This window comes from Xylella taiwanensis, assembly GCF_013177435.1.
Lineage (GTDB): Bacteria > Pseudomonadota > Gammaproteobacteria > Xanthomonadales > Xanthomonadaceae > Xylella > Xylella taiwanensis.
Genome location: NZ_CP053627.1, coordinates 392,197 through 413,906, shown reverse-complemented (window position 1 = coordinate 413,906; position 21,710 = coordinate 392,197). Strand labels below are relative to the sequence as shown.

The window sequence follows — 21,710 nt, the reverse complement described above, 5'->3', positions numbered from 1 at the left end:
ACACATCAATATCAGTATCACTTTGCTTCGACGAAAACATACTCAGCCCCAGTGGGTTGCACCACTTTCTGTACACGGGGACTGTCAGCATTCATACCAATGAACAGCACATGCACACCCTTCATCGAACCGGCTTGTACCTTCTTGAACGCAGCATCGACCAAGTCAGCCATCTTAGCCGAAGCCGAAGAACCAAACACCAACAACGTCCCCGGCTGCACCCCACGCGCGAGCGCACTCGTGACGTTCTCTACCTGGCGATCATAGCTACCTTTGAAATCAGGATCTGACTCCGGTGGCAAATAATACAAAAATGGACTGCCAGTACTATTGCCCAAGTTACGGGAAACAACCTGACCAAGATACGTCTTCCAAGCAGCGTTATCATCCTTCGCCGGAGCGGTCAGCACTGCAGAAGCCGCATCGGTCACCGCTTGAACCTTGCCCTGATTACAAGCAGCGCAGGCCACAATGAACGAGGCGATCACTGCCACACGCAACATGTTCTTCATGGTTCCTCCCTGAGGGATTGTGGATAAAACACAAAATATAGTCTGCGCCTAGAAACTCTGCCGCAACGCTGCGACCACCGCAGCAGGTGCAAAGCCAGAAACATCCCCACCAAGCCGCGCGATCTCGCGCACCAGCGAGGACGAAATAAAGCTGTGCTGCTCCGCTGGAGTCAGAAACAATGTCTCAACTTCAGGAATCAGATGACGATTCATGCTCGCCATCTGGAACTCGTACTCGAAATCCGAAACAGCACGTAAGCCACGCAGCAACACACCAGCGCCAACGTGACGCACGAAATGCGCCAGCAATGTATCGAACCCAATGACCTGGACATTCGCATGCTGGTCCAACGCTTCACGCGCTAGAGTCACACGCTGCTGCAACGGCAACGAAGGGCCCTTGGATGGACTCTGCGCAACACCCACCACAACCGTCTCGAACAACGGAGCCGCTCGATTCACTAAATCAATGTGACCATTGGTGATCGGGTCGAAGGTGCCAGGATAAACAGCGATGCGGCGATTGACCACGGTCATATAGACGATACTGAGTTCAAATCAGCGCGCAGTGTAACAGCCGGGTACCGATACAATGCATAGCGCACTTCACGAGTGTGACCGTCACGGTAAGGCTCCCAGCCCGCCGACAACATCACTGGCCCCAGATCAGCCGGGGACTCCAGGTACACCCAAGCCGCCGCCGCCAAGTGCCCCGCCAGCCGCACCGTTACTGTCTCCCACAGTCCAGCAGTAAACGGCGGGTCAACAAAGGCAATATCGAAGCGCACCGCACCCGGACGCTGCAACCACTGCAGCACATCAGCCTGCACGATCTCTACCTGATGCTGAGCACCAAGCCGGGTCACCTGCTCACGCAACCGCGCCACCAACCCCGGGTGACGTTCGATCAATACCGCCGCCGCCGCACCACGCGAAACCGCCTCCAATCCCAACGCACCACTACCAGCAAATAGATCCAGAACATGTGCCCCCGGCAGCACTGGCATCAACCAATTGAACAACGTCTCGCGCACACGGCTGCTGGTCGGACGCAACCCAGGCAGATCCGGCACCACCAAACGAGTATTGCGCCAACGCCCGCCGATAATCCGCACCTGTCCCGCACCACTGACACGCACGGGTAACACACGTCCGTGATTCATCGGCCAACAGAAAGCAACGGGTGGCATGGGAAGGACATCGACATCCAGACACTAAGAAGGAACGTCATGATACCTCCCCGCTGACCAGGAACCTTGAAAGCACCATCCGTGACCCATACCCCGTCCTCATCCCCGCATCAAATGCGGCACATCTCTCATGGAGCATGACAACGATGACCGTTGAACCAGACAAACAGACTCACGGCTTCCAGACGGAAGTCAAACAGTTACTCCAACTGATGATCCATTCGCTCTACTCAAACAAGGAAATTTTCCTGCGCGAGTTAATCTCCAATGCCGCCGACGCTGCCGACAAGCTGCGCTTTGAAGCATTGAGCACCCCCGAATTGCTCGAAGAAGATCCCAACCTGCGCATCCGCGTAGAGTTTGATAAACAAGCACACACCGTCACCATTGATGACAACGGCATCGGGATGAGCCGCGACGAGGCCATCGCGCACCTGGGCACCATTGCCAAGTCCGGCACCGCAGATTTTCTGCAGACGCTCTCTGGCGATCAACGCAAAGACGCTAACCTGATTGGCCAGTTCGGTGTCGGTTTCTACAGCGCCTTTATTGTCGCCGACCACGTCGACGTATACAGCCGCCGCGCCGGACTGACGGCTGCCGAAGGCGTGCACTGGTCGAGCAAAGGCGAAGGCAGCTTTGAGGTAACCACCATCGACAAGCCACAACGCGGCACCCGCATCGTGCTTCAACTGAAAGAAAGCGAGCAACACTTTGCCGACGGTTGGACCCTGCGTAGCATCCTAAAGAAATATTCCGACCACATCGGTCTCCCCATTGAAATGCTCAAAGAACACCACGGTGAGGAGAAAGACACTCCCAAAGAAGCGGAGTGGGAAGCCGTCAACAAAGCCAGCGCCCTATGGACACGCCCTAAAAGTGATATCAAGGCCGAGGAATACCAGGAATTCTACAAACACATCGCACACGATATGACCAATCCGCTCGCCTGGAGCCACAACAAGGTCGAAGGCAAGCTGGAATACACCTCGTTGCTGTACGTCCCAACACGCGCGCCATTCGATCTGTACCACCGTAATGCTGCAAAGGGGCTGAAGCTGTACGTGCAACGCGTCTTCATCATGGACCAGGCAGAGCAGTTCCTGCCGCTCTACCTGCGTTTCATCAAAGGCGTCGTCGACTCCGCCGACCTATCGCTGAACGTCTCGCGCGAAATTCTGCAATCGGGTCCAGTCGTGGACTCCATGAAGGCCGCGTTGACCAAACGCGCCTTGGACATGCTGGAAAAACTCGCCCATGACACCCCCGAGGATTACAAGACCTTCTGGAAAAATTTTGGCCAAGTGCTGAAAGAAGGCCCCGCCGAGGACTACAGCAACCGCGAGAAAATCGCCAGTTTGCTGCGCTTTGCCTCGACCTGCGACACCTCCGGCGAGCCCTCCGTCGCGTTCACCGACTACATCGCACGCATGAAAGAAGGCCAAGACAAACTCTACTACCTGACCGGAGAGTCTTATGCACACATCAAAGACAGCCCATACCTGGAAGTGTTCCGCAAAAAGGGCATTGAAGTACTGTTGATGGTGGATCGTATCGACGAGTGGTTGATGAACTACTTGCACGAATTCGATGGAAAATCGTTTGTCGACATTGCGCGCGGCGATCTGGACCTGGGCACACTCGATAGCGAAGAAGACAAAAAAGCACAGGAAGAGATTGCAAAAACCAAGGAAGGATTAGCCAGCCGGATCAAAGCCTCACTGGGAGAAGATGTGGCCGAAGTACGCGTCTCACATCGTCTTACCGATTCACCGGCAGTGCTCGCCATCGCCGCAGGCGATCTCGGCCTGCAGATGCGCCAGTTGCTTGAAGCCAGTGGACAGAAAATTCCAGAAACAAAACCCGTCTTCGAGTTCAACCCAGGCCACCCACTCATCGAGAAACTCGACGCCGAGCAAGACATGGACCGTTTCGCCGACCTGAGCAGGGTGCTGTTCGATCAGGCGGCACTCGCCGCTGGCGACAGTTTGAAGGACCCGGCCGGCTACGTGCGCCGCCTCAACAAACTACTGCTGGAACTATCGGTCTAAAAGGCACACCCTGGATGCAATGGGCACCGCAGCACCGCGTCCAAACATCCACACCGATACACCAGCAATGCCCCTGGACATCCAGGGGCATTGTCCTCACGGTCCAATACATGACCCCTTGTTCCAACACTCATCCACTGATCACAAACCACGATGCTGAGTGGAGGAACCAAAACGTCTGTCAAACACACTCATAAAGCATCGTCTCGTCAGAACGCTGCATCACAACCACCGTACTCTGACTCATCCACCTCTCCTTCCGCTTTCAAACTGCTTGCGGATCTGCGCATCCACCGCAGCGATTGCAGTCATATTCATCACCCGCCGCGAAGTGGTGCTAGCCGTCAGAATATGCACTGGCTTGGAGATCCCCATCAAAATCGGACCAATCGCCACACCATCGGTGAACACGCGCACCAAGTTATAAGCAATATTGGCCGCTTCCAAATTCGGTAGCACAAAGAGATTAGCCTGCCCCTTCAACGTGGTATTGGGCATAATGCGCTGGCGCAACGCCTCGTCCCAGGCGGTATCGCCTTGCATCTCGCCATCAATGTTCAACCTGGGACTGCGCTTGAGCAGCAGTGCGCGCACTTGACGCATCTTCAGTGCATCACGCGAATCGTGACTGCCAAAGTTACTGTGCGACAGCAATGCCACGCTCGGCTCAATGCCGAACAGCTTCAAACGATAAGAAGCCTGCAGGGTGGCCTCGGCAATCTGCTCGGCACTCGGATCTTCCTGCACATGGGTGTCTACAAAGAAAAACGCACCGTGTTGGTTAATCACACCCGTCATCGCCGCCGTCGAACTCACCCGAGGCTCCAGAGGAATCACGCTGCGCGCGTAGCCAAGCTTCTTGTGAAAGCGGCCGACCACACCGGTCAGCAATGCATCGGCCTCACCACGTGCGACCATCACCGAAGCAATCAGAGTCGGGCGCGAGCGCATCAATTCCTTCGCCGCACTGACCGTCACGCCACGACGCTCCGTCAGCGCGTGATAGTACTGCCAATAATCATTGAAGCGCGGGTCATCATGGATATTGGTCACCTCGAAATCAACACCGGCCTTCATGCGTAGCCCCATGCGCTGAATCCTGGTTTCGATCACATCCGGACGACCAATCAAGATCGGAAAAGCCAAATCTTCGTCAATCACATTCTGCACGGCACGCAGAATCACCTCCTCCTCACCTTCGGCATACACCACTCGCTGCTTGTCAGCGCGGGCGCGGTCATACACCGGCTTCATCATCACACTGGTGCGGTAGACAAATTGGCTCAATTTGTCATGGTAGGCACTCATATCTGCAATCGGGCGGGTCGCCACCCCTGAATCCATCGCCGCCTGCGCCACCGCCGCAGACAGTTCCACTAACAAACGCGGATCAAGCGGACGCGGGATCAGGTAATCCTGGCCAAAGCTCGGTGTCTCACCACCGTAAGCAGCGCCCAGATCCGAAGCCTCACGCCGCGCCAATGCAGCAATCGCCTTGACACAAGCAATTTTCATCTCCTCGTTGATGGTAGTCGCGCCAACATCCAATGCACCACGGAACAAGTAGGGAAAACACAGGACATTGTTAATCTGGTTTGGATAGTCCGAGCGCCCGGTACCAATGATGGCATCCGCCCGCACTGCACGTACGGCTTCTGGCATGATCTCCGGAATCGGATTGGCCAGGGCAAAGATCACTGGGTTAGGTGCCATCATCGCCACCATCTCTGGGGTCAGGATGCCTGCCGCAGAAAGTCCGAGAAAGATATCCGCACCCTCCACGATCTCGGCCAGAGTACGCTTGTCGGTATCCCGCGCGTAACGCTGCTTCTCCGGATCCAAGTCAGTGCGACCCGTATGGATCACCCCTTCACGGTCGTAGGCCAGAATGTTATCCGGATTCAGCCCCAGTGAAACCAGCATATTGACGCAGGAAATACCCGCCGCACCCATGCCGGTAGTTGCTAACCTCACCTCCCCGATCTTCTTTCCAGTGATTTCCATCGCGTTAAGCACCGCCGCACCGACAATAATCGCAGTACCGTGCTGGTCGTCGTGAAACACCGGGATACTCATCCGCTCACGCAATTTGCGCTCAACAACGAAACATTCCGGCGCTTTGATGTCCTCCAAGTTCACGCCCCCGAAGGTTGGCTCCAGGCTGGCAATGATGTCCACTAGCTTGTCCGGATCAGTCTCGTTGATCTCGATATCGAACACATCAATGCCAGCAAACTTCTGAAACAGCACACCCTTGCCTTCCATCACCGGCTTACCAGCCAGTGGACCAATGTTGCCCAAACCCAACACCGCGGTACCATTGGAAATCACTGCTACCAGGTTGCCGCGCGCCGTCAGCTCGCTCGCCTGCTGCGGGTTCTCCACAATCGCCTGGCAAGCAAACGCCACGCCAGGGGAATACGCCAGCGACAAATCACGCTGCGTAAGCATTGGCTTGGTTGCGATCACCTTGATCTTGCCGGCTGGCTGCTGGCGGTGGTAATCGATCGCCGCCTGTTTAAATGTATCGTTTGACATCGTATCTGGATACCTGAATAGGCGCAGGAAGAACGGATTCTACCTGCACGCCAATGACGAGACCTGTCGCACAACCGTCGCAACCGATGCTGCGTACAGCACCAAAAAACACCAAGCCCATACCACCACTGTTGAAGCAACACAGACTGCAACGCTAGACACACTCAACGCGACACCGCTGGCTCAGCACCCTCGGCATGTAGTGACTGAAGTGGCGGTTCGCCACCCTCCAGTGCAATTTTGAGTTGCTCATGGTTCAACGCATTTTCCCAGCGCGAAACAACCAGCGTAGCCACTGCATTGCCAATAAAGTTGGTCAGTGAGCGACACTCGCTCATGAAACGATCCACGCCCAGAATCAACGCCATGCCTGCAATCGGCACTTCCGGCACTACAGTCAAAGTCGCCGCCAGAGTGATAAAGCCGGCACCGGACACCCCCGCGGCCCCCTTGGAACTCAGCATCGCTACCAAAAACAGGGCGACCTGGTGTCCCAGTGTCAGCTCAGTGTTGGTCGCCTGAGCGATAAACAGCGCGGCCAAGGTCATATAAATATTGGTGCCATCAAGATTAAACGAGTAACCCGTCGGTATCACCAGTCCAACCACCGACTTCCTACAACCCGCATGCTCCATCTTTTCCATCAACGACGGTAACGCTGACTCCGAAGATGACGTTCCCAGCACCAGCAACAATTCGGCCTTCAGGTAACGGATCAGTTTGAATATCGAAAAACCGCACCACCAACTCACCACCCCCAAAATCACCACCACAAACAACAGCGAAGTGAGGTAGAACGAGCCGACCAACCAAGCCAAGTTGACCAGCGAATCAACACCATACTTGCCAATAGTGAAAGCAATCGCGCCGAATGCACCGATCGGAGCCGTCTTCATCAACATCTGTACAAGCTTGAACACGGGTACAATCAGCGCCTCCAGTAAATTCAGCACCGGCTTACTACGCTCCCCAGTAAGCGCCAACGCAGTGCCAAACAACACCGCCACAAACAACACCTGCAGAATGTTATCGCCAACAAACGGGCTGAGCAGGGTCTTAGGGATGATGTCCATCAAAAAACCAACCAAGGTCAACTCGTGTGACTTCTCCACATAAGCCTTGATCTCACTCTGGTGCAGGTCGGCTGGATTAATGTTCATGCCCGCACCCGGTTGCACCAAGTGAGCAACGACTAAGCCCACCAGCAATGCCAGTGTAGAAAAGAACAGGAAATAGACCATCGCCTTACCGAACACCCGAGCGACCGTCCCTAGATGGGTCACGCCAGCGATACCGGTAACGATCGTCAAGAAAATGACTGGCGCGATAATCATCTTCACCAGCTTGATGAAGGCATCGCCCAACGGCTTGAGTTGCTCGCCCAAAGCAGGATGAAAATGGCCTAGCAACGCCCCAAGGATGATTGCGATGACCACCCAAAAATATAGCTGGGAATAAAAAGGCATACGCGGGGCAGGCGCATTGGACCGAGTGCTGAGATGCATGGAAACAAACTCCGGTAGACAAAACGGAACCGCACAGTGCGGGCTTCAAATGATGCAATTCTCGAACGATGGCGGAATCATACAGATAACCTATTGGTACTAACCTCCGTACAGATTGCCACTTGGAGCTTAAGATTAAGTCTTTGTGAATTCTTTTACCATTTCTCAAATTTCGCTAAGCCACTTGAACCCACGGCGGCGTTTGCAACCGCCCATTCCAGCAATGTCCTTCACTCATGTGGAATGCCCCGGCCCTAGCCCCCCTTCCCACATTTCTTACGTTACATAGAACTCCCATGCGCCCCATCAAGCTCCTTTTTACCCTATGCATGACAAGCACCGCCTCGGCTGTCATCGCCGCCGACATGAACCACTGGCCAGTGCAATATACCTTTGGCAACAAAACAGAAGCCGCATTAACCGGAAACTTTGCTTACGACTACAACAATTTCTCTGGCGATAATCGCCTTGAGGACAAAAGTTTTATGCGCCGTAAAGAATTGGGCGTAGTACTTAAGAAAAAGAACGCATATGACGCACTCGTCTCCTTTGACTTCCAATCTAAGCTGTGGCTGGACGTATTCTTCCGCTTCGAAACTAAAGCGCTGTTCGACCAGGATTATGGACGTGTCCGCCTCGGCTATATAAAGACTCCGGTTGGTCTGGACGCACTCATCAGCTCGCGCTCCGGAAGTTTCATGGAAAGTGCGCTGCCGGTGCAGGCTATCTATGAGGGTCGCCGTACCGGGGTGGAATGGGTGCTGGAGCGTCCCCAGTATTTACTGCAAGCCGGTGCCTATGGCGGAAAAGATCTGCAAGGTGACAACCCGGGGACCACGCAAGGGATACGTGCGATATGGACTCCGATCAAGACGACTGACAACGTATTGCACTTGGGTCTGTCCTACTCGCAGGAAAACCCACGCGGCTACCACAACGGCTTAAACGTACCGTTCAGCCCACGTACCCGGGTGCGCGCCCGTCCCGAGAGCGGACTGACCGACATACGCCTCGTCGACTCAGGCACACTGGTTGATGTCGACCAGATCCAGCGCAATGGCCTGGAACAACTATGGATCAAAGGTCCATGCTTGGTACAGAGCGAGGCACTACACATCAAGATCGCACGTAACAACGGCCTACCCACTTACAACGCCAACGGCCAGTACATCTACGGCAGTTGGATAGTGACTGGCGAGTCGCGGCCGTACACAGCCGGTACTATTGGCAACGTCATTCCCGTGCATAACTACGGCGCAGTCGAATTACTGGCCCGCTATAGTCGCCTCAACTTGGATGACGGCACCATCCTTGGCGGACGTCAGCATGATTGGACCATCGGCACCAACTGGTACCTCACCAACCACTTTAAGTTCCAGGCAAACTACGTCAAAGCCAACGTCAGTCGCCTCGGCACACGTACCAAACCGGATATCTTCGAGCTACGCGCCCAAGTTTATTTTTAAACCATATCAAGTGAAGACGCCAACATAAGGCCATCAATGCTGCTGTACGTGCAATCACTGCAGCAGCCATTCATCACCACCGCTCCCTAGAAGAACTCATCTCATTGGATCCGGAATGGGACACAGAAGTTGAGTAGAACCATCGAAACCATTCCAGATACAGACAATCGACCCGACACTGGAACATCCTCACAACATCATCCATACCTCGACCATGACGCGCATCGACCACCGCAGCATGGCTTCTGACCACAAGCAAGTGGCACGAGCAGTACAACAACGCTGGAATCAATCACAGCTTGCATCCCCACATACAGCAAGCGCTGAGCACAGGTAACGGGCATTCCCACAGTATCGCTCTTACTGTCAAAGCAAACGACTTGCTGTCGCGAGGCATCCATGATGCGCCGTGTCAAGTGATGGGGAGCGCACTGCCTCGGCTACGACCAGCCTAGTGCCGTGGTTTTACATCTGCGACTACGGTGTACTCAACTCCAGTACGCGCGCGACATCACCTTGACCCAGTAGTCCCTGAACCAAGCACAGCTGCCACTGCATCAGCACAATATCAACAAGATCGGCAACGATAACCTGCGCCTCGGCGGAGGACCCGGTACTGCCACACCCAACGTTATGGCAACCCCTTGCCCATACCCAACAACGACTGAAACCAGCATCTGCTGCACAACACATCCATACAAGCGCCGCACGAGGCATATTGCCGCATTCACTACCGGTAACATCTAGTTGGCACTGAGACTGTCGAGGTTCACTCAGCAGCAACACCACTTAGCCACACTGTGCTAGAGCAACCAATGCAAATTGAACATGCAACTCAAACCACATACCGAAATACTGCCCACCGCACCGAGCGACATCGTACCCACCACACAGCACCGCAATACCAGCCTCAATTGCAGTCTGGAGCACTTACCGCAAGGCGTGGTGATTATCGACGCCGAACTGCGCCTCGTTGCTTGGAATACGCGCTACGTCGAACTATTCCGCTTCCCCCCGGAACTGATGCAAGTCGGCCAACCGATCGAAGATTTATTTCGTTACAACGCACACCGTGGCCTGCTTGGTCACGGCCCCATTGAAGATGCCATCCAACGCCGCCTCAACCACCTGCGCAGCGGCAAGCCACACATGCGTGAAAGCGAGAAGGAAGACGGTACGGTACTGGAAATTCGTGGCAACTCGCTGCCAGAAGGTGGCTTCGTCACCAGCTACACCGACATCACCAGCTACAAAAACGCCACACGCGAGCTACGTTTGCTGGCCGATACACTCGAACACCGCGTGACCGAGCGAACCCGCGACCTGGATCAGGCACGGCGCGAAGCTGAAAACGCCAATCGCTATAAGACCCGTTTCGTCGCATCAGCAGTACACGACCTACTACAACCACTCAATGCCGCGCGCATGTTTGTAGCGATGTTACGCAAGCAATTGCACGAAACAGAGGCACTCCGAATCGCCGACAACATCGATAGCGCGCTGACCGCACAGGATGCCATCCTCAGCAGCCTGCTGGACATCTCACGACTCGAATCAGGCACCCTCAAAACCCAAGTGAATCACTTTGCACTGGGGCCACTGCTGGAAACGCTGGCAGGTGAGTTTGGCATCCTTGCGCAAAGTCGCGGACTCATCCTTACATGGGTCCCCACCTGCGCCATCGTCTGCAGCGACACAACTTTGCTCCGGCGGATTCTGCAGAATTTCCTCTCTAACGCCATCCGCTACACCCCGCGTGGACGCGTCCTGATCGGTTGCCGGCGACATGGCGAATGGCTGCGCATCGAAGTGCATGATCAAGGCCCGGGTATTCCTGAAAGTTTGCAAAGCGAGATCTTCGAGGAATTTCGACGACTCGACGACGGCGTGGTCAACGACCGTGGTGCCGGCCTTGGATTGGCCATCGTCGAGCGCATCGGACACCTGCTCAACCACCGTATCGGACTACGCTCCACACTTGGACACGGCAGTACGTTTTCAGTCAGCGTACCACTGGGGGAGATCGCAGCAACGCATCCAATACTCATGCGGACACCAATGCCAACGCGCGAGCTGGACGATGACCCGATGTTGCATGGCTGTACGGTCTGGTGCATTGACAACGATCCGAGTGTATGCAACGCCATCCACGCCCTACTGAAACGCTGGCACTGTGCGGTTGGCTTCACCGGGAGTCTGGACGAAGCATTCGCCGCCGCCACAACGGCACCACCACCAGAACTGGTACTGATAGACATACACATCGACGCACACGCCGAGACCCCTCTGATACCTCACCTGATCACACGCTGGAGAAAGATGCCACGGGTCATCTTAGTCACCTCGGAACAAGATCCAACCCTGCGCGATCGAGCACTAAATCGCGGCTGGGGCTTCCTAGGAAAACCAGTACGGCCACCAGCCTTACGTGCACTGATGACACAAATGCTGCTGCGCCAAGACTGAACACCGCACAGAGCAGCCTTTAACCGCGTTTAGAAGCAGCACCTAGGCTTCAGGTTCAAGCGATTTGACCAACACCGCCGCTTGGGTACGGCTATAGCACTCCAACTTCTTCAAGATGGCCGTCACATGCACCTTGACTGTGTTTTCCGCCAAACCCAGTTCATAGGCAATCTGTTTGTTTAAGAGGCCATCAGCCAAGCACAACAACACCCGGAATTGCTGTGGAGTCAACCGTGCCAGTTTGACTGCCAACTGGGCATCGGCTTCCGAACACGCCACCAACATCGGCGGGAACCAAGTACCACCATCCAGCACAGTCGCCACCACTTCACCAATCGTCTCTGGCGGTGACGACTTGGGAATAAAACCGGCAGCACCGAATTGCTGCGCACGACGGATCACCCGTGGGTGGTCATTAGAGGAAATGACCACCACCGGAATATCCGGGTGCTCGCCACGCACGTGCAGCAACGCCGAGAAACCGCGGGCGCCTGGCATCGCTAAATCCAACAACACCAACTCGATCTGCGGGTGTGCCTGCAACGCTGCACTAAGCGTAGTGGTACTGGAAGCCTCCAGCACCTTGGCACCATGCAGATTTTGACGCAGCACATGAATCACCGCATTGCGAAACAGTGGATGGTCATCAGCCACCAGGATCAACAGCTCACTCATATGCGCAGTCTGGCACGATGATCACTCGCAAGGCAGCCCAATCCAACAACAGTATCCTCCTCCAGTTTAGAGAAGAGACACCTCATCGATGCCCTCTTAATTATTCGACCGTCATCATGTCAACAACTATCTATTGACACACACCTACCACACCACAGGATACCTTACCGCAGTGATGTACACATGCTGACATGGCTGCAACACACCAGTGACACACATGCATGAGCAATGACCATCACTGCCGGACACCACCAGGAAAGCCCGCCAACAAAGCACTTGGCATTGAAAGCAAACACCACATCGATCCAACCGCACCAATCCATTGAGCCTAGATCCCCAACGGACACATTCGAACCCAAGCAAGATACGTTTGAGTGGGTCATCGCCACAACACCAGCACCCTAAACTCAGCCATCTCAGCACCGTCAGCAACTACACTACGGGCCGTCTGGACACTATCGCTGGCTAACATCCGGAAGCACACTCACAACACGCTCTGCAAGTGAGCGCCCGATGCACGCATCCAAGGATCCTCCTGCTCCAATGTCGAGGGACAGATCGAACGCGATGATCATCAAGAGCGTGCTCCCAGTCACCGGAACCACTCATCCTGCTTACGTCTGCGCCCCACGATCGATGCCATGATCGGCAGACACCTGATTAAAGTGCAATGCACACCGCACGGCGTACATTCATGCACCCACCACTCAGCGGGGCTGAAACATGCTACTGCGCCACGTATCAAGGAAGTGACGACGCTTGAGCGCATCTAGGTAAACAAGCAATCCTGGTCCAAGTGCAATTGGGCGGAACAGTGACACGATGCGATCACTCGCTGGTAAAACCGGCAGCAGCCGTGCCTCACGCAAAAGTATCCGTTGGCCACGCACTGACAACACGTAATCCAGGAAACGCTGCGCCTCGGACACATGCACCGCGCCACGCGGGATCAGCGCGGTACGCAATGCCATGAGGGTGTAGTCCTCAGGCTGCACGATACCCACAGGCGCACCAGCATCCATGCGCGCCTGCGCATACGAACCAAGTACGTTATAGGCCAGCAGCAGCTCGCCGCTGGCGACACGATCCAACAGTGTCCCCGTGCGTGCTTCCAACTGCACCCGCTCATCACCCATCGCTTCCAACAATGCGCCAGCAATGCTGCCAAGCTGCGTATCCTGAGTGCTAAACAGGTAACCAACCGCACTGCGTTCCACATCGTAGGTGCCAATCCGACCACGCAACGGCGCGTCAGGTGTACGCAGCAACGCAAGCAACTGATGGCGCGTGTGTGGCACCTGCACCAATGGCAGCCGTCGAGTGTTGTAGACAATCACCACTGGTTCGTAACCGATCCCGAACACCTCGTGACGCCACTGCGCCCAGTCCGGAAGTGTCCTGGTCAACGGTGAACGATACGCCAGTGCGTGGCCATCATTCGCCAACTTGATCTGCAAATCCATGCTCGCACTGATCAACAGATCCGGTGGTGGCTGGCCTGGCGCCAGATGCAGATAACGATCGTATATCTCCGAGGCAATCACCTCCTCGTAGATCACTTCGGTCCCCGGATGCAAGCGCTGGTAATCCGTCATCACCGCGGCAAACACCTCCACGTCATTCGAAGCTTGAATGTGCAGTTGCGCAGTAACAGGCCCTTTCGTTGCAAAACGCCGCATCTCACCAGGATGCGCCCACACAAGCACATGGCAGGTCGACAACAGCAGTAAGAGGGCAACACGAACCATCATGGGTGCACCCTGGGAAAACGCAGTGTGACAATCAGACCACCACCGATGCGATTGGACAAATCGATACGGCCACGATGGTTATCAACAACCCGTTTGACGATCGCCAATCCCAGACCCGCGCCACCTGGGGGTGCATGCTCACCACGCACAAAACGCTCGAACACACGCTCAGCCTCAGCGGGGGGAATCCCAGGACCTTGATCAGCTAATGTCAACACACACGCATCTGCGTCACTGGTCAATGCCAACTGCAACCCGCCGCCGCCGTATTTACAAGCATTGTCGACCAAATTCTTTAGAGCCTCACGCAGCAACAGTGGATCACCACGTACCCATGCTGGCTGCGGATCAAGCGCCCACTGCACACGTAGCATCTCCTCCCCATGTGACATCACTTCATACAGTGCCTGGTGGATCAACTCGAGCAGATCTACCGTCTCAAAGCGCTGTACCTGGGTACGATGGATCGCACTGGCATCGCTGAGCAACTGGTTAAGTAAACGGCTCATGTGGCAAGCATTACGCTCGATCGCCGTCAGACTACGCCGCAGCTCGAACGCATCGCCTTCCTCCAATGCAAGCTGCGCCTGCGCACGCAATGCCGCCAACGGTGTACGCATCTGATGCGCGGCTTCCGCCATAAACGCGCGCAACGTTTCATTGCTGCTGGACAGCCGCTCCATAAAGTGGTTAAGCGCACCGACCATCTGTGCCATTTCTTGCGGCGGCGCAGCGGTTAACGGCTTCAGATCCGAGGGTTGGCGTTGCGCTAAATCACGCTCGATCCGACGCAACGGCCACAGCGCGCGATACACACCAAGCGCAACCAAGGCCAGGGTCAACAACGTCAGCACCGCAATCACGAGCAACGCATTCACTACCATTTCACGCGCCAACGCATCACGTGCGTGCCGGGTCTGGCCAACCTGGACACGCACCTCAGCCTGCGTCGAAACCGAAGCCAAAGTCCGTGCCACCGCGACGAAGCGCACCCGCTCGCCACTGTAGTCAGCATCGAACAGCAGCGGCACAGCCCCGGCCAGCGGCACACGTGGTGGTAACGGCAAGTCACCATAGCCGGTGATCACGCGCCCATGTACATCGTAAACACGGTAAAAGACCCGGTCTTCAGGTGCCATCGACAACAAGTCCAACGCCACGTACGGCAAATCCACCTGCCACCGTCCATCGACCAGGGATACGCTGCCCAAGATCGATAGTGCAGAGGACACCAACAAATGATCGTAAGAACGGTCAGCCGCACGCTGACCGTAGTCACGCGCGGTAAAGAACAGGACCACCGTGCTGATCATCGACAATGCGCCGAGATACAGCCACAACGTACGGCGGATCGAACCACCGTCAACCTCACGCCTCATTCCCTAAATCCTCGACAATCGGTTCGAGGAGATAGCCTGCACCACGCACCGTGACGATACGCAGCGGTGCAGCTTCCAGCTTCTTACGCAACCGCGCCACATAAAGCTCAATCGCATTCGGCCCGGCATTGTCGTCAAAGTTGAACAAGCTGTTACCAATCTCGTCTTTACCCACCATGTGACCCAGCCTACCAATCAAAATCTCCAGAAGACGGTACTCCCGATTGGGCAACTTGATCGATTCACCATTCAAACTGATGCGATGCGCCGCATTATCGAACTCAAAACCGCCAATCCGCAGCACTTCGCTAGCATTGCCACGATTACGACGCAACAAGACACGGCAACGCGCCTCGAACTCACGGAAGTCGAATGGTTTGCTCAAGTAATCATCGGCACCGACATCCAACGCACACACGCGATCTTCAATGGCATCGCGCGCCGTCAGCATCAGCACCGGTGTAGTGTCGCCACGCCTACGCAACTCATTCAGCAACTGCAACCCATCCAAATTGGGCAACCCAATATCCAACACCACCAAGTCAAAACGCTGGTAGCGCAACACCCCAGCAGCCGCCAAGCCATCGCACTGCCAGTCCACCGCATGCCCGTTACGGCGCATGCGCCGTACAATCGCATCAGCAAGATCAGCATTGTCCTCAACCAACAATAAGCGCATCGAATCTCATCACATCCAAGCAGGTTATAAAGACCAGCGGTCGCATCTCAACGCAGTCACCCATCGATCTTCATGTGCAATGTCTGTCCGTGCATCAGAGTCATTGACAGGTCGATGACAGCTTCGCCCCCCTAACCTGCATGCATTCACTTGGGGTTTTGCCCAAGTTTTACACACCACACAACACATAGGAGGGTATGTGGCGATGCGACGCCTGCACACTATTTTTATCTACCTACTGCTGAGCTTAGCCGCCTCCACCGCCCACGCGGCTGATGGCAGTGACCGCACTGTCACTGCCAAATTAGGGGGCCGCCTTCACTTGGATTTTGCCCGATTCGACAACGATGATCGCGGGCCTCCAAATCGTAACGATACCGAGATCCGCAGGTTCTGGCTGGATGTCACTGGTCAATTTTTCGCCTTCGACTACAAGATCGAAGGTGATTTCACCCAATTGCAGGACGCATTCAAAAGCAAAAACATCGACATTAAGGATGTGTATCTCAGACGCCGCTTTGGTGAGACCGGCACACTGACCATCGGGCAGTTCAAACAGTACTTCAGCCTGGACGATCGCACCGGCTCTGACTACGGGCAATTCCTGGAACGTAGTGGAGCGGCCAATACACTAGCACCGCAGTATCACAAGGCGGTGTCATGGCAAGCCGCTCGCCAGAACACCACCTGGGAGGTGAGCGCCTACAGCCTGGATAGCATCGATGTCTCCAACGTGAACGGACGCGCGTTCGGTGGCCGTGGGACTTGGTCACCGGGAGTACGAGAAGGCGACGTGCTGCATCTTGGTTTGTCTCTGGCACACGAGCGTTACGATCATCCCGGCAGTGACGGTATGACCGCGTTAAGCATCCGCCCACGCCCGGCTGGGCATCTCTCCGATAACAGTCGCGTGACACTGGCACGCTTCGCCGATGGTCGCGATACCAAAGTAAACAAATGGGCACTGGAATACGCGCAAGTGCGCGGACCACTGTCATGGCAAAGTGAGTATATCGGCGGCATATTCGACGACGGCATGCAACGCGCTACAGTGCAATCCGCCTATGGCTTTGTCAGTTGGTTCGTAACGGGTGAATCCCGTGCTTACGACCGCAAGAATGGACGATTCACACGAATCAAAGCGCTGCATCATCCACGTGGAGCATTAGAATTGGCACTACGCTATGATCGCATGTGGGGCACCCAGCACCGCAACAGCCAACCCGATTTCCTCAACGTCTCCACCGCTTCTTGGACACTGGGAGCAAACTGGTATCTCAAGCCTAACCTGCGTCTGATGCTGAACCTGATCGACAGCCATAATCGCGACCATCTGGCCGGCACCACGTTAGACCATACCCGGGCGATCACCGGGCGTTTGCATTACGACTTCTAGCATGCCCCACAGCACCAACACATACGTCAAAATACCCACTAATAGCCGAACGCTACGCCGTAGTAGGTGCGACACACGCACCATAACGGCATGCTACCGTCTCCCACCTGCAACATTCCAAGGAAATTCTCCATGCTGACTGTGCTCGGCTTCGGAATGGTCATCACCTTCATGTATTTGATCATGAGCAAACGGCTCTCGCCGCTGGTCTCGTTGATCATCGTACCCATCGTGTTCGCGTTGGCCGGCGGCTTCGGCACCCACATCAGCGACATGATGCTTGAAGGTATCAAGAAAATCGCGCCAACCGGCGTGATGCTGATGTTCGCCATTCTTTATTTCGGGGTGATGATCGACGCTGGTCTGTTCGATCCGCTCGCGCGACGTATCCTACGCATAGTCAAAGGCGATCCTCTGAAGATCGTCATGGGTACAGCAATCCTGGCTCTGCTGATCTCACTCGACGGTGACGGCTCAACCACCTACATGATCACCGTCTCGGCCATGTTGCCGCTATATCAGCGCCTCGGTATGAACGCACTGAATCTGACTTGCGTGACCATCCTGGCCGGCGGAGTGATGAACCTGACACCATGGGGTGGCCCAACCGCGCGCGCAGCCACTGCGCTGCATGTCGATCCAGCCGATATATTCATCCCACTCATTCCGGCCATGGGCATCGCTATCATCGGCATTCTGATGCTGTCATGGTGGCTGGGCCTGAAGGAACGTCAACGTCTGGGTGTAGCCAAACTGCCTAGCGGCAGTACTTGGAATGGCAACACGGTGTCCGACGAGGAAGATGCACTACCCACCGTCGAAGGCGATGCTGAGGATATCAAGCGACCCAAGCTACTGTGGGTGAATTTTGCACTCACTGTAGCGCTGATGACCGGATTAGTGATTAGCATATTGCCGATGCCGGTGCTCTTCATGATCGGCTTCGCATTAGCATTGCTGATCAATTATCCAAACCTGGCAGAACAACGCCGTCGTGTGGTTAATCATGCGGGCAACGTCCTGTCGGTCGTCTCGCTGATTTTCGCTGCAGGCATCTTCACAGGCATCCTGTCAAACACTGGAATGGTTGACGCCATGTCACGCAGCTTTCTGGCACTCATCCCAGACAGCTTGGGACCATACTTGGCAGTGATTACTGCCATCGCCAGCATGCCTTTCACTTTTTTCATGTCCAACGATGCTTTCTATTTCGGCGTATTGCCGATCCTATCCGAAGCCGCCAGCCACTACGGTATTACCCCGTTGGAAATGGCACGTGCCTCATTGGCTGGACAGCCAGTACATCTGCTGAGTCCACTCGTACCTTCTACCTATCTGCTCGCCGGGCTTGCCAAAGTAGATTTCGGCGACCACCAGCGTTTCGCCCTGAAATGGGCAGTGTTAATCTCAATGCTGCTGCTGCTCGGTAGCCTGTTATTTGCACTTTACCCACTGGCCGCCTGAACTTGGCTTTCCATCCAGTATCCGCACGCCTACTTTCAATTTCTTCAAGGAATCTCGTATGACCCTCCGCATCGCCTACGTCACCAGCGGCATGGGCAGTATCGGCACTGCAATCTGCCAGAAGTTGGCACGCAACGGCCATACCGTGGTTGCCGGCTGTGGTCCGAACTCGCCTCGCAAAGCCCACTGGCTTCGTGAGCAACGTGAACTTGGCTTCGACTTCATCGCCTCCGAAGGCAATGCTGCTGATTGGGATTCAACAGTATCTGCCTTTGCCAAAGTCAAAGCCGAAGTCGGCGAGATCGACGTCCTGGTCAATAACGCCGGTGGCAGCCGCGACATGCTGTTCCGACAAATGGGCCGTGAAGACTGGAACGCAGTGATCAATAGCAACCTCAATGCACTGTTCAATATCACCAAACAAGTGATTGACGCCATGACCGCACGCAACTGGGGACGCATCGTCAACATTGGTTCGGTCAGTGCGCACAAAGGTCAAATCGGGCAAGTGAACTACGCTACTGCAAAGGCAGCGATGCACGGCTTCACTCGGGCGCTTGCACAAGAGGTCGCTACCCGCAACGTCACCGTTAATACTATTTCCCCCGGTTATATTGCCAGTGCCGCAATCAGCAGTTTCCCCCCCGACGTACTCGACCGTCTCGCCAACTCGGTACCGATGCGGCGCTTGGGCAAAGCCGAAGAAGTGGCCGCACTGTGCGCCTGGCTGGTTTCAGACGAAGCCGCCTACGTCACAGGTGCCGACTACGCCGTCAACGGGGGCTTACACATGGAATAAGGGCCACACGTGATCGCTGCCATAGCAACACGTCTTCACCTTACTACTACGCTTGCACACTCAAGCGTCGTCCCCACCCAGGTTGCAGGTAGCCCATTTGCAGACGGCTGACTTCCGGCTGACTGCACTGCACTCAAGCCAGCACCACCTGGAGTTTCACGCAATACCTACCAACAGAAGACATCGAATCCCAAGCAACACTGATCCCCTAAAACCAACTCATCTAAGGATTGGAGCAACAGTGTTCATCGTCCACACTCTGGCCTGCCCTGATCACAGCTTTCAGAACAACTTTTCTGAAGCAAGGCCACACCTCTATCAAGCCCAATAGAATAAAAATAAGAAGATGCACCCAATCTTCAGGCCAGATGCGCGAATGCCTTCTGACACCAATCGATGATCGGATTCCAAAGGATCCCTAAAGCCAACAGGGCGAACACATTGATACCTAGTATCGCCCCCAGGACACGATCATCGTTAACCGGCAGCGGCTCACCGACCGGCTCGTCGAAATACATCACTTTGATCACCCGAAGATAGTAATAAGCACCAATCACTGCACACATCACCCCCAGGATCGCCAGCCACAGCATGTGGCCCTGGACGGCGGCACCGAGCACAGCCAATTTAGTCCAGAATCCTAAGAAGGGCGGAATACCCGCTAACGAAGCCATCACACATAGGACCAGACCCGCCATCCAAGGATTGCGCACGCTCAGCCCTTTAAAATCGTCGATGTTCTCCGCCTCGAAACCACGACGTGACAGTGCAATGATCGCACCGAACGCAGCAGTAGACATCATGGCGTAACTCAGCACATAGAACATGGCTGAGGAATAACCGCGTATGCCACCACCAGCCACACCCATCATCAAAAAACCGACATGGGAGACCGTCGAATAAGCCAGCATCCGCTTGAGGTTGGTCTGCGCAATGGCCATCAGATTACCGATCAGCAAGGAGAGCGCCGCCAGACCACCAAACAGCAAGCGCCACTGCGGTGCCAATGGACCGACACCCACTTCCAGTAGCCGATAAACCATGCCGAACGCGGCCAACTTTGGCGCCGAACTGATAAACAGCACAATCGGTGTCGGTGCCCCTTGGTAAACGTCAGGCAACCACATATGAAACGGCGCAGCACCAAGTTTGAAAGCCACTCCGGCGATCATAAACACCGTGCCAGTCAAGAGCAAAGTCTTTTCCGAGGAACCATGGATCACATCGCTGATACCGGACAGATTGAGTGTGCCAGTGGCGCCGTAAATCAGCGACATACCATATAACAGCAAACCAGAAGCCAACGAACCAAGCACGATGTACTTCATTGCTGCTTCAGTCGAAATTCTGCTGTCGCGATTGACCGCAACCAGCGCATAGGAACACAGCGCCAACAGTTCAAGCCCAAGGTAGACCATCAGCAAGTGACCGGCAGACACCAAGACCATCATGCCCAAGGTGGCAAACAGCACGAGCACTGGGATTTCACCCTGGAACAGGTTGCGTTCACGCAAGTAACTCCACCCGTAAACCAAGCTCAGACCGCTAACCAAGACAATCACCACTTTCATCACATCGGCAGCGATATCCCGGACAAACATGCCATGGAAAGCATCTCCCTGTCCGCCAACACCGGCGACTAACATCGACAACACACCCACCAAAATCGCAACCGAGAAAAAATGAGTCCACACCTTCCGCGCCTGACTGATAAACAGATCGATCATCAACAAGGCAAAGGTACTACCGAGAAGTACCAGCTCCGGCAACAAAGGAGCCAGATCGGCGATGTTCAACGCAGATGTCGGCGTGTTCATTATCGAATCCTGAAATCAATCT

The 21,710-nt window shown here is 55.1% G+C and carries 15 protein-coding genes and 1 pseudogene; 6 read left to right on the top strand and 10 right to left on the bottom strand.

What is annotated here, in order from left to right; all coding sequences use genetic code 11:
• Nucleotides 1-17: 17 nt before the first annotated feature.
• The 3 genes from PLS229_RS01575 to rsmD are packed head-to-tail and all read right to left on the bottom strand — an operon-like array spanning nucleotide 18 to nucleotide 1,675.
• Entirely contained in the window at nucleotides 18-512 is a 495-nt protein-coding gene (locus PLS229_RS01575) for a hypothetical protein (RefSeq protein ID WP_038270781.1), read from the bottom strand.
• 48 nt (nucleotides 513-560) lie between these two features.
• Entirely contained in the window at nucleotides 561-1,049 is a 489-nt protein-coding gene (coaD, locus tag PLS229_RS01570) for a pantetheine-phosphate adenylyltransferase (protein ID WP_038270782.1), read from the bottom strand.
• Entirely contained in the window at nucleotides 1,046-1,675 is a 630-nt protein-coding gene (gene rsmD / locus PLS229_RS01565; protein WP_038270857.1) for a 16S rRNA (guanine(966)-N(2))-methyltransferase RsmD, read from the bottom strand. Before rsmD ends, coaD begins: the two co-directional genes overlap by 4 nt.
• A gap of 173 nt (nucleotides 1,676-1,848) precedes the next feature.
• On the opposite strand from rsmD, the gene htpG reads away from it, so the two are divergent.
• Complete coding sequence (htpG, locus tag PLS229_RS01560) at nucleotides 1,849-3,753, top strand: molecular chaperone HtpG (protein ID WP_038270783.1); 1,905 nt, start codon at nucleotides 1,849-1,851, stop codon at nucleotides 3,751-3,753.
• Nucleotides 3,754-3,996: 243 nt separating this feature from the next.
• Here the strand turns inward: htpG and PLS229_RS01555 are convergent, their stop codons facing one another.
• Nucleotides 3,997-6,291 carry an NADP-dependent malic enzyme gene (locus tag PLS229_RS01555; protein ID WP_038270784.1) on the bottom strand — a complete coding sequence of 765 codons (2,295 nt, stop codon included), beginning with the start codon at nucleotides 6,289-6,291 and terminating at the stop codon, nucleotides 3,997-3,999.
• 164 nt (nucleotides 6,292-6,455) lie between these two features.
• Nucleotides 6,456-7,796 (bottom strand): dicarboxylate/amino acid:cation symporter, encoded by a 1,341-nt coding sequence (locus PLS229_RS01550; RefSeq protein ID WP_038270785.1) that lies wholly within the window; start codon nucleotides 7,794-7,796, stop codon nucleotides 6,456-6,458.
• 296 nt (nucleotides 7,797-8,092) lie between these two features.
• Between PLS229_RS01550 and PLS229_RS01545 the strand changes: the two genes are divergently transcribed.
• Both PLS229_RS01545 and PLS229_RS01540 read left to right on the top strand, forming a co-directional pair.
• Nucleotides 8,093-9,262: an OprO/OprP family phosphate-selective porin gene (locus tag PLS229_RS01545; protein ID WP_038270786.1), complete on the top strand. Its 1,170-nt coding sequence runs from the start codon at nucleotides 8,093-8,095 to the stop codon at nucleotides 9,260-9,262.
• 214 nt (nucleotides 9,263-9,476) lie between these two features.
• A pseudogene (locus tag PLS229_RS01540) lies at nucleotides 9,477-11,728 on the top strand (hybrid sensor histidine kinase/response regulator).
• Nucleotides 11,729-11,770: 42 nt separating this feature from the next.
• Here PLS229_RS01540 and PLS229_RS01535 read toward each other — a convergent pair.
• The 4 genes from PLS229_RS01535 to PLS229_RS01520 all read right to left on the bottom strand — a co-directional run bounded on the left by PLS229_RS01535 (nucleotide 11,771) and on the right by PLS229_RS01520 (nucleotide 16,212).
• Nucleotides 11,771-12,403, bottom strand: a complete 633-nt coding sequence (locus PLS229_RS01535; RefSeq protein WP_038270788.1) for a response regulator — start codon at nucleotides 12,401-12,403, stop codon at nucleotides 11,771-11,773.
• Between the two features lie 707 nt (nucleotides 12,404-13,110).
• Nucleotides 13,111-14,151, bottom strand: a complete 1,041-nt coding sequence (locus tag PLS229_RS01530) for an ABC transporter substrate-binding protein (RefSeq protein WP_038270858.1) — start codon at nucleotides 14,149-14,151, stop codon at nucleotides 13,111-13,113.
• A complete protein-coding gene (locus PLS229_RS01525) occupies nucleotides 14,151-15,533 on the bottom strand; it encodes a sensor histidine kinase (protein WP_038270789.1) in 1,383 nt (460 codons plus the stop codon). Before PLS229_RS01525 ends, PLS229_RS01530 begins: the two co-directional genes overlap by 1 nt.
• On the bottom strand, nucleotides 15,523-16,212 hold the full coding sequence (locus PLS229_RS01520) for a response regulator transcription factor (RefSeq protein WP_038270790.1): 690 nt from the start codon (nucleotides 16,210-16,212) through the stop codon (nucleotides 15,523-15,525). Before PLS229_RS01520 ends, PLS229_RS01525 begins: the two co-directional genes overlap by 11 nt.
• A 205-nt stretch (nucleotides 16,213-16,417) precedes the next feature.
• On the opposite strand from PLS229_RS01520, the gene PLS229_RS01515 reads away from it, so the two are divergent.
• The 3 genes from PLS229_RS01515 to phbB all read left to right on the top strand — a co-directional run bounded on the left by PLS229_RS01515 (nucleotide 16,418) and on the right by phbB (nucleotide 19,871).
• On the top strand, nucleotides 16,418-17,608 hold the full coding sequence (locus tag PLS229_RS01515) for an OprO/OprP family phosphate-selective porin (protein ID WP_038270791.1): 1,191 nt from the start codon (nucleotides 16,418-16,420) through the stop codon (nucleotides 17,606-17,608).
• A 132-nt stretch (nucleotides 17,609-17,740) separates the two neighbouring features.
• Nucleotides 17,741-19,072, top strand: coding sequence for a CitMHS family transporter (locus PLS229_RS01510; protein ID WP_038270792.1), 1,332 nt, complete (start codon nucleotides 17,741-17,743; stop codon nucleotides 19,070-19,072).
• A gap of 58 nt (nucleotides 19,073-19,130) precedes the next feature.
• Nucleotides 19,131-19,871: an acetoacetyl-CoA reductase gene (phbB, locus tag PLS229_RS01505; protein ID WP_038270793.1), complete on the top strand. Its 741-nt coding sequence runs from the start codon at nucleotides 19,131-19,133 to the stop codon at nucleotides 19,869-19,871.
• Nucleotides 19,872-20,230: 359 nt separating this feature from the next.
• Here phbB and nuoN read toward each other — a convergent pair whose 3' ends face one another.
• Nucleotides 20,231-21,688: an NADH-quinone oxidoreductase subunit NuoN gene (gene nuoN, locus PLS229_RS01500; protein ID WP_038270795.1), complete on the bottom strand. Its 1,458-nt coding sequence runs from the start codon at nucleotides 21,686-21,688 to the stop codon at nucleotides 20,231-20,233.
• Between the last annotated feature and the right edge of the window lie 22 nt (nucleotides 21,689-21,710).